The following is an 8,309-nucleotide window of genomic DNA, read 5'->3' as shown; positions in this document are numbered from 1 at the left end:
GGGGCGTCAAGGTGCCGGGCGACATGATCCTGGTCAGCGTCGACAACATGCTGGACGGCGCCTACAGCATCCCGTCGCTGACCACGATCGACATCCGCGTGCGCGACCGCGCCGAGATCGCGGTGTCCGAGCTGGTGCACCTGATGGAGGAGGACCGGGCCGAGCCGACGGACGTCGCCGTCCCGGTCAACATCGTGGTGCGCGAGTCCTCCCGCTTCCTGACGCGGCGGGGGTGAGGTCGCGCCTCACCCCTCGATGCGCACCCCGGCCGGGCCGGCCTCGACCGTGCCGATGCGGCGGGCGGCGGGGTGGCCGGCGGCGACGATCCGCGCCAGCAGGTCGTCAGCATGGTCCGGCGCGCAGGACACCAGCAGCCCGCCCGAGGTCTGCGGATCGGTCAGCAGGTGGCGGCGCCACTCCGGCAGGCCGGGCGGCAGCGTCGCCTCGGCCCCGTAGCTGGCCCAGTTGCGGTGCGAGGCGCCGGTGACGAAGCCGTCCTTTGCCAGCGCCTCGGCCTGGGCGAACAGCGCCGGCCCGTCGGCCCGGATCGCCAGGGTGACGCCGGCGCCGCGCGCCATCTCCAGCCCGTGGCCGAGCAGGCCGAAGCCGGTGACGTCGGTGACGGCATGCACCGCCGCCTCCCGCCCCAACTCGGCCCCGATGCGGTTCAGCTGGGTGGTGCTGGCGATCATCTCGGCATAGCCGTCGGGCGACAGCGCCTGCTTCTTGAAGGCGGCGGAATAGATGCCGACGCCCAGCGCCTTGGTCAGGATCAGCGCGTCGCCGGGCCGGGCGTCGGAGTTGCGGCGCAGCTCCGACGGCCGGCAGGTGCCGATCACGGCGAGGCCGTAGATCGGCTCCGGCGCGTCGATCGAATGGCCGCCGGCGACCGGAATGCCGGCCTCGGCGCAGGTCGCGGCGCCGCCGGCCAGGATCTCGCGCACCGTCTCCGCCGGCAGCTTGCCCAGCGGCATGCCGAGGATGGCCAGCGCGAAGATCGGCTGCCCGCCCATGGCGTAGACGTCGGAGATGGCGTTGGTGGCGGCGATCCGCCCGAAATCGCGCGGGTCGTCGACCACCGGCATGAAGAAATCGGTGGTGGCGATGACGCAGCGGTCGTCGTCGAGCTGCCAGACCGCGGCGTCGTCGCCGGTCTCGGTGCCGACCAGCAGCTGGCGGAACGGCGCCGCCGCCGGCTGGCCGGCCAGCAGCTCCTGCAGCACGGCGGGGGCCAACTTGCAGCCGCAGCCGCCGCCATGCGCCAGGCTGGTCAGCCGCACCGGTACGGGGTCGCTGTCGCGGGTTGCGAGGACCATGGGGTCTTCCTTTCGATCAGACCGAGATCTCGGCCGCGTCCAGGCCATAGGCGAAGGTGTCGGCGTCGAGGCAGTCGAGCCGGACGCCCGCGACCTCGGCCTGCGGATACATCAGGAAGGCCAGTGCCGGGCCGGCGCTGCCGGGCAGCGCCACGTCATGGGCATCGTTATAGGCGATCCAGTTGCCCTCCCAGGCGCCGAACAACCCGCCTCGGGCCGCCGCGACCTTCGGGTCGTCGAGGGCGAGCTGCCCCGGCGGCTCCTCCAGCGCCACCTTGCGCACATCGGCGGGATCGACCGGGACCCAGCCGAAGCCGGCCAGATGAACCTCGGCCCGGCAATGCTGCGCCTTGGTGACCGTCGGGCTGTTGGCGCCGAGGCTCTTATAGCCGAAGCGGGACGCGGCCACGCGGATGCCGTACACGTCCCGGGCGGGAATGCCGGAGGCGCGCGCCAGCCCGACATAAAGGGCGTTGAGATCGGCGCATTTGCCGCCGAGATAGCCGGTCTGCAGCATCGTGGCGATGTCGCCGAGGCCGCAGCCGCGGACGGCCGCGTCGCGGAAGGTGTTCAGCACCACCCATTCATAGATCGCGCGCGCCTTGGCGAGATCGCCATCGGCGCCGGCGGTGATCCGGTCCGCCGTCTCCCGCACGATGCCGTCGGTCGGGATCAGCGCCGTGGGCCGGAGATAACGCTGCCGCTCTGTATCGGTCAGGGGCTGTGCCGCCCCGGGCGCCGCCAGCGCCACCGCGCGGTCACGCAGCGCGGCGGAGCTGGTCACCTCCGCCTTCGGCGCCGCCTCGCCGTCGGCCCAGACCAGATGCAGCATGGCGGCGCCGGAGGCCGCATCGCGCTCGATCGTGGCCGACGCCGCATTGGTGGTCCAGCGCGTGTCGCCCGGGCGGATCCAGGCCGCCTCCTCGATCGACGGCAGCGGCACCCAGGCCTGGAGGCCGCCGGCACCGCCGTCGGGGCGCTTGGGCGCGATCCGGGTCGTCAGCGCGAACCGCCGCCAGTCGCCCGGCGACGGCGCGAAGACGACATCGGCCGCGGAGGCCCGCCCGACCAGGGTGGGGGTGGCCAAAGCGGCGGACAGGGCGACGCCCGCCCGGAGGACGTCACGGCGGCTGGTCATGGTCGGGTTTCCTGTGTGTTCGAACGCGGATGACCCGCCATGGGCGGCCGCGGAACTTCGGGATAGGGAATGGCGCCACCAGCGGCCACGCGGCATCGCGCCGCCCCTGCGGGCGGAGGAAGGTGCCTGTCGGCATCGATGCAGCCCCGCGACGCGGGAGCGCTGAGGAACGCCACGGCGGCGATTAGACGGCGAAGGCGGGCGGAAGGTCAATCGGCGCATGCTCGCGACTCGCCGTTCCGCACCGTTTTTCTTCCACGCGGAGGATCACAATAAGCTGTTGTAATACCGAAATAATACGAAGGTATAGGGTGTCATCGGCCGTTTGACTTGGAACCGTTCCAAGGGTAGCATTTTCCGGATTTGGCACGTCTTTTGCGGAACCGGCTTCCAGGAGGTCCAGGATGGACATGAAGCTCTCGCGCCGCGGCTTCCTGAAAGGGGCCGGCGCGGGTGTGGCGGGCACGACGCTGGGGGCCTTCGGCTTCGGCGAGATCGAAGCGGCCTATGCTGCCTCGATCCGGCCGTTCAAGCTCGCCAACACCGTCGAGACCCGCAACACCTGCACCTATTGCTCGGTGGCCTGCGGCATCATCCTCTACTCCAAGGGCGACCTGCGGAAGGGCGAGAAGGCCGAGATCGTCCATATCGAGGGCGATGCCGACCACCCGACCAACCGCGGCACGCTGTGTCCGAAGGGCGCGGCGTTGCTGGACACGGTCAAGTCCGCCAACCGACTGCAGCACCCGATGCTGCGGCGCGCCGGCAGCGACAAGTTCGAGCAGATCACCTGGGATGCGGCGCTGGACAAGATCGCCCGCGCCATGAAGGACGATCGCGACGCGAACTTCATCGCCAAGAACAAGGACGGCGTGACGGTCAATCGATGGCTGACCACGGGGTTCCTCGCGGCCTCGGCGACCACCAACGAAACCGCCTACGCCACCTACAAGGTGGTGCGCAGCACCGGCATTCTGGCGTTCGACAACCAGGCACGCGTCTGACACGGCCCGACGGTGGCGAGTCTCGCCCCGACATTTGGCCGTGGAGCCATGACGAACTCCTGGACGGACATCAAGAACACCGACCTGGTCATCATCATGGGCGGCAATGCCGCCGAAGCGCATCCCTGCGGCTTCAAATGGGTGACCGAGGCCAAGGCCAACCGCGGCGCCAAGCTGATCGTCGTCGACCCGCGCTTCACCCGCTCGGCGTCGGTGGCGGATTTCTACGCGCCGATCCGGCAGGGCACGGACATCGCCTTCCTGCTGGGCATGATCAACCAATGCATCCAGAACGACCGGGTGCAGTGGGAGTATGTGAAGGCCTTCACCAACGCCACCTTCCTGGTGAAGGAGGGCTTCACCTACAAGGACGGCCTGTTCACCGGCTATGACGAGCAGAAGCGCGACTACGACAAGTCGACCTGGGACTACGAGATCGGGCCGGACGGCTATGCCGTGGTCGACGACACGCTGCAGCATCCGCGCTGCGTGTGGAACCTGCTGAAGCAGCACGTCGCCCAATACACGCCGGAGATGGTCGAGCGCATCTGCGGCACGCCGAAGGACAAGTTCCTGAAGGTGGCGCAGATGGTCGGCGAGACCGCGTCGCCGACCAAGGCGATGACGTCGATGTACGCGCTGGGCTGGACGCAGCATTCCAAGGGCGCCCAGAACATCCGCACCATGGCGATGCTGCAGCTGATCCTGGGCAATATCGGCATCCGCGGCGGCGGCATGAACGCCCTGCGCGGCCATTCCAACATCCAGGGGCTGACCGATATCGGGCTGCTGTCGAACTCGCTGCCCGGCTACATGAACCTGCCGCTGGACAAGGAAAAGGACTTCGCCACCTACATGTCGACCCGCGGCTACAAGCCGCTGCGGCCGAACCAGACCAGCTTCTGGCAGAACTACAAGAAGTTCTTCGTCAGCTTCCAGAAGGCGATGTTCGGCGCGGCGGCGACGCCGGAGAACGACTTCGCCTATGACTGGCTGCCGAAGCTCGACGTGCCCAACTACGACATCCTGCGGGCCTTCGAGCTGATGAAGCAGGGCAAGATGAACCTCTATTTCTGCCAGGGGTTCAATCCGATGCAGGCCTTCCCCAACCGGGGCAAGCTGGCCGAGGGGCTGGCCAAGCTGAAGCTGCTGGTGGTGATGGACCCGCTGGAGACCGAGACGGCGCGGTTCTGGGAAAACCACGGCGTCTACAACAATGCGGACACCGCCGCGATCCAGACCGAGGTGATCCAGCTGCCCACCACCTCCTTCGCCGAGGATGAGGGGGCGCTGGTCAATTCCGGGCGCTGGCTGCAGTGGCACTGGCCGGGCGGCACGCCGCCGGGCGAGGCCAAGACCGATGCCTGGATCATGGCGCAGATCCACCTGCGGCTGAAGGAGCTGTACCAGAAGGAGGGCGGGGCCTTCCCCGACCCGATCCTGAACCTGAACTGGGCCTATGCCGACCCGAACGAGCCGAAGCCGGAGGAGTTGGCGAAGGAGATGAACGGGTCCGCCCTGGTGGACCTGTACGACCCGGCCGACCCGACCAAGAAGATCGTCGAGGCCGGCAAGCAGCTGCCGAACTTCGCGGTGATGCGCGACGACGGGTCGACCGCCAGCGGCTGCTGGATCTTCGCCGGCAGCTTCACCGAGGCCGGTAACATGATGGCCCGGCACGACAACTCCGACCCGGACGACACCGGCACCTTCCCGAACTGGACGTTCGCCTGGCCGGCCAACCGGCGGATCCTGTACAACCGCGCCTCCTGCGACGTCTCCGGCAAGCCCTGGGACCCGTCGCGCAAGCTGCTGGAATGGGACGGCAGCAAATGGACGGGCTACGACGTCCCCGACATTTCGCCGACAGCGAAGCCGGAAGACGTCGGGCCGTTCATCATGAACGCGGAGGGCGTGTCGCGGCTGTTCGCCCGCGGCCTGATGCGGGAAGGCCCGTTCCCGGTGCATTACGAGCCGTTCGAGAGCCCCGTCGCCAACGTCATCGCGCCGAAGGTGCGGGGCAACCCGGCGGCGCGGGTGTTCGCGGACGATTTCGCGCAGTTCGCGGATATCGGCTCACCGGAATTCCCCTATGCCGCGACCTCCTACCGGCTGACGGAGCATTTCCACTACTGGACCAAGAACAACCATGTGAACGCGATCCTGCAGCCGGAATTCTTCGTCGAGATCTCGGAGGAGCTGGCGAAGGAGAAGGGCATCGCCAAGGGCGGCTGGGTCCGGGTCTGGTCGAAGCGCGGCTCGGTCTTCGCCAAGGCGGTGGTGACCAAGCGGATCCGGCCGCTGGTGTGCGACGGCAAGACCGTCCACATCGTCGGCATCCCGATCCATTGGGGCTTCATCGGCGCGGCGAAGAAGGGCTTCCCGGCGAATGTGCTGACGCCCTTCGTCGGCGACGCCAACATCGAGACGCCGGAGTTCAAGGCCTTCTGCGTCAACATCGAGGCCTCGTCCGGGCCGGCGGTGGCGTGAGGAGATAAGGCATGTTCCCCCCGCTCCCCAACCCCACCGTCGCCCCGACCGCCCCGAAGTTCGGCGACCAGGACCTGATCAAGCGCTCGGCCTCGACGATCACCCCGGCCGCCGTCAGGCAGACCGAGGTGGCCAAGCTGATCGACGTGTCGAAATGCATCGGCTGCAAGGCGTGCCAGTCCGCCTGCATCGAGTGGAATGACACGCGGGCGCAGCCGATCGGTGAGAATCTCGGCGTCTACGACAATCCGGCCGACCTGACGCCGGATATGTTCACGCTGATGCGCTTCACCGAATGGGAGAACCCGGAGACCCAGAACCTCGAATGGCTGATCCGCAAGGACGGCTGCATGCATTGCGAGGATCCGGGCTGCCTGAAGGCCTGCCCGTCGCCGGGCGCGATCGTGCAGTATTCGAACGGCATCGTCGATTTCGTGCACGAGAACTGCATCGGCTGCGGCTATTGCGTGAAGGGCTGCCCCTTCGACATCCCGCGCGTGTCGCAGACCGACCACAAGGCCTACAAATGCACCCTGTGCTCCGACCGCGTCGCGGTCGGGCTGGGGCCGGCCTGCCAGAAGGCCTGCCCGACCCAGGCCATCGTGTTCGGCACCAAGGACGAGATGAAGGAATGGGCCGACTTCCGGATCAAGGACCTGAAGTCGCGCGGCTTCGACAATGCCGGGCTGTACGACCCGCCCGGCGTCGGCGGCACCCATGTGATGTATGTGCTGCACCATGCCGACAAGCCGGAGATCTATGCCAACCTGCCGAAGAACCCGTCGATCAGCCCGCTGGTCGAAGCCTGGAAGGGCATGAGCAAGATCGTCGGCCTGGGCGCCATCGGCTTCGCCGCGGTGGCCGGCGTGGTCCACCACCTGTTCGCCGGCGCCAACCGCGTACAGCCGGAGGATGAGGAGCACGCCGAGGAGCTGGCGGGAGGAGACCGGAGATGAGCGCCGACGCCCCCCGCGTTCCGCCCGCCCGTGTGCCCCCCTCCCCCATCCCCGGCGACATCCAGCCGGGTGACGACGTCCATCCCGGTCGGCCGGTGGTGGTCAACCGCTACAATCTCGGCGCCCGGATCAACCACTGGATCACCGCGGTCAGCCTGGTGCTGCTGGCCCTGTCCGGCCTGGCGATGTTCCACCCCAGCCTGTTCTTCCTGACCGCGCTGTTCGGCGGCGGCCAGATGACGCGCACCCTGCACCCCTGGATCGGCGTGGTCCTGTTCCTTTCCTTCGCCGGTTTGTTCGTCCGTTTCTGGAAAGCCAATCTGTGGAAGAGCGAGGACAACACCTGGCTGCGCCGCATCCGCGACGTCGTCGCCGGCAACGAGGAAAAGCTGCCGGAGCTGGGCAAGTACAATGCCGGCCAGAAATTCGTGTTCTGGGGCATGTCGATCCTGATCATCCTGCTGATCGCCAGCGGCATCGTCGTCTGGGACCAGTACTTCTTCGAATTCACCACGATCGAGCAGAAGCGCATCGCCATCCTGGTGCATGCGGCAATGGCGGTGTTCGCCATCTGCGTCTGGATCGTGCATGTCTATGCCGCGATCTGGGTTCGTGGCACCATCGGGGCGATGACCCGGGGCAAGGTCTCCGGCGGCTGGGCATGGCGCCACCATCGCAAATGGCTGCGCGAGCTGGTGGCGAGGAAGTCAGGTCCCGGCAAATCCGCGGCGCCCTGAGTCCGGGGCGCCTTCCGCATTCACGTGGCCCGTCGGGTTCGTGAGGATCGATATGAGTGATGACCTGGCCCGGCCCGACCCGACCGTGATCGGCGACGTCGCGGCCCCGCCTTTCGCCCGCCTGCCGGACCCGCTGCAGCTGTGCATCGACCGCACACTGCGCCTGCGGGTCCTGGCGGCGACCAGCGAGATCGGGCCCTATCTGCGCTTCCTGTCCGACCTGGTCGAGCTGCAGTACCGTATCCAGGACGACCTGCCCGAGCCCGCGCTGCCCGACGCGGCGGCGCTGGCGCGCGCCCGCGAGCACGCCATGCCGCCGCTGGACCGCACCGGCTTTACCCCCGACGCGGCCTTCGAGGCGATCTTCGACCGCTTCATCGGCGCCGCCGCGGACATCGAGATGCCGCCGGCCGCCGCAGCGGCGCTGCAGCGGGTGCGCGCCGCCGACGCGGCCGGACGCGCCCGGCTGCTGCATGCGGTGCTGACCGACGACATCCCGGCCGACGCCCTGGCCGAGCATGCCTTCGCCGCGGCGGTGCTGCAGGTGCATTTCTCGCGCATGGCGGCGCGGCTGGACGCCAAGGCGCTGGTTCCGGTCGGCAACGGCGCCTGCCCCTGCTGCGGCGCCCCGCCGGTCAGCACCATGGTGGTGAGCTGGCGCGGCATGC

General features: G+C 68.4%; 8 protein-coding genes. 5 read left to right on the top strand and 3 right to left on the bottom strand.

Translation table 11 applies throughout. From position 1 onward, the window contains the following. On the top strand, nt 1-236 hold a 236-nt coding region (locus ABDW35_RS26155), incomplete at its 5' end, for a substrate-binding domain-containing protein (protein WP_343716792.1). Between the two features lie 9 nt (nt 237-245). On the opposite strand, the gene selD is transcribed toward ABDW35_RS26155, so the two are convergent. The 3 genes from selD to ABDW35_RS26140 form a co-directional block, all read right to left on the bottom strand. Then, nucleotides 246-1,316 (bottom strand): selenide, water dikinase SelD, encoded by a 1,071-nt coding sequence (selD, locus tag ABDW35_RS26150; RefSeq protein WP_343716791.1) that lies wholly within the window; start codon nt 1,314-1,316, stop codon nt 246-248. Nucleotides 1,317-1,332: 16 nt separating this feature from the next. After that, entirely contained in the window at nt 1,333-2,454 is a 1,122-nt protein-coding gene (locus tag ABDW35_RS26145; RefSeq protein WP_343716790.1) for a transglutaminase family protein, read from the bottom strand. 184 nt (nt 2,455-2,638) lie between these two features. Then, nucleotides 2,639-2,866, bottom strand: a complete 228-nt coding sequence (locus tag ABDW35_RS26140) for a hypothetical protein (protein ID WP_343716789.1) — start codon at nt 2,864-2,866, stop codon at nt 2,639-2,641. On the opposite strand from ABDW35_RS26140, the gene fdnG reads away from it, so the two are divergent. From fdnG to fdhE, 4 genes are all read left to right on the top strand, one after another. Then, nucleotides 2,859-5,948, top strand: coding sequence for a formate dehydrogenase-N subunit alpha (gene fdnG / locus ABDW35_RS26135; RefSeq protein WP_343716788.1), 3,090 nt, complete (start codon nt 2,859-2,861; stop codon nt 5,946-5,948). The two genes, ABDW35_RS26140 and fdnG, sit on opposite strands and share 8 nt — an antisense overlap. Before the next feature lie 11 nt (nt 5,949-5,959). Continuing rightward, nucleotides 5,960-6,904: a formate dehydrogenase subunit beta gene (fdxH, locus tag ABDW35_RS26130; RefSeq protein ID WP_343716787.1), complete on the top strand. Its 945-nt coding sequence runs from the start codon at nt 5,960-5,962 to the stop codon at nt 6,902-6,904. Next, on the top strand, nt 6,901-7,641 hold the full coding sequence (locus ABDW35_RS26125) for a formate dehydrogenase subunit gamma (RefSeq protein WP_343716786.1): 741 nt from the start codon (nt 6,901-6,903) through the stop codon (nt 7,639-7,641). Before fdxH ends, ABDW35_RS26125 begins: the two co-directional genes overlap by 4 nt. A 52-nt stretch (nt 7,642-7,693) precedes the next feature. After that, nucleotides 7,694-8,309 (top strand): formate dehydrogenase accessory protein FdhE (gene fdhE, locus ABDW35_RS26120; RefSeq protein WP_343716785.1); only part of this gene is annotated, 616 nt, incomplete at its 3' end.

The organism is Inquilinus sp. (assembly GCF_039594555.1).
In the GTDB taxonomy this organism is placed as follows: Bacteria; Pseudomonadota; Alphaproteobacteria; order DSM-16000; family Inquilinaceae; genus Inquilinus.
The sequence above is the reverse complement of the archived record's forward strand: the minus strand, read 5'-3'. Positions and strand labels throughout refer to the sequence as shown.

Excerpts from the sequence above, each read along its gene's own strand:
- ABDW35_RS26125 (WP_343716786.1), top strand. The coding sequence starts at position 6,901 with ATGAGCGCCGACGCCCCCCGCGTTCCGCCCGCCCGTGTGCCCCCCTCC.
- ABDW35_RS26140 (WP_343716789.1), bottom strand. The coding sequence starts at position 2,866 with ATGTCCATCCTGGACCTCCTGGAAGCCGGTTCCGCAAAAGACGTGCCA.
- fdxH (WP_343716787.1), top strand. The coding sequence starts at position 5,960 with ATGTTCCCCCCGCTCCCCAACCCCACCGTCGCCCCGACCGCCCCGAAG.
- ABDW35_RS26145 (WP_343716790.1), bottom strand. The coding sequence starts at position 2,454 with ATGACCAGCCGCCGTGACGTCCTCCGGGCGGGCGTCGCCCTGTCCGCC.
- selD (WP_343716791.1), bottom strand. The coding sequence starts at position 1,316 with ATGGTCCTCGCAACCCGCGACAGCGACCCCGTACCGGTGCGGCTGACC.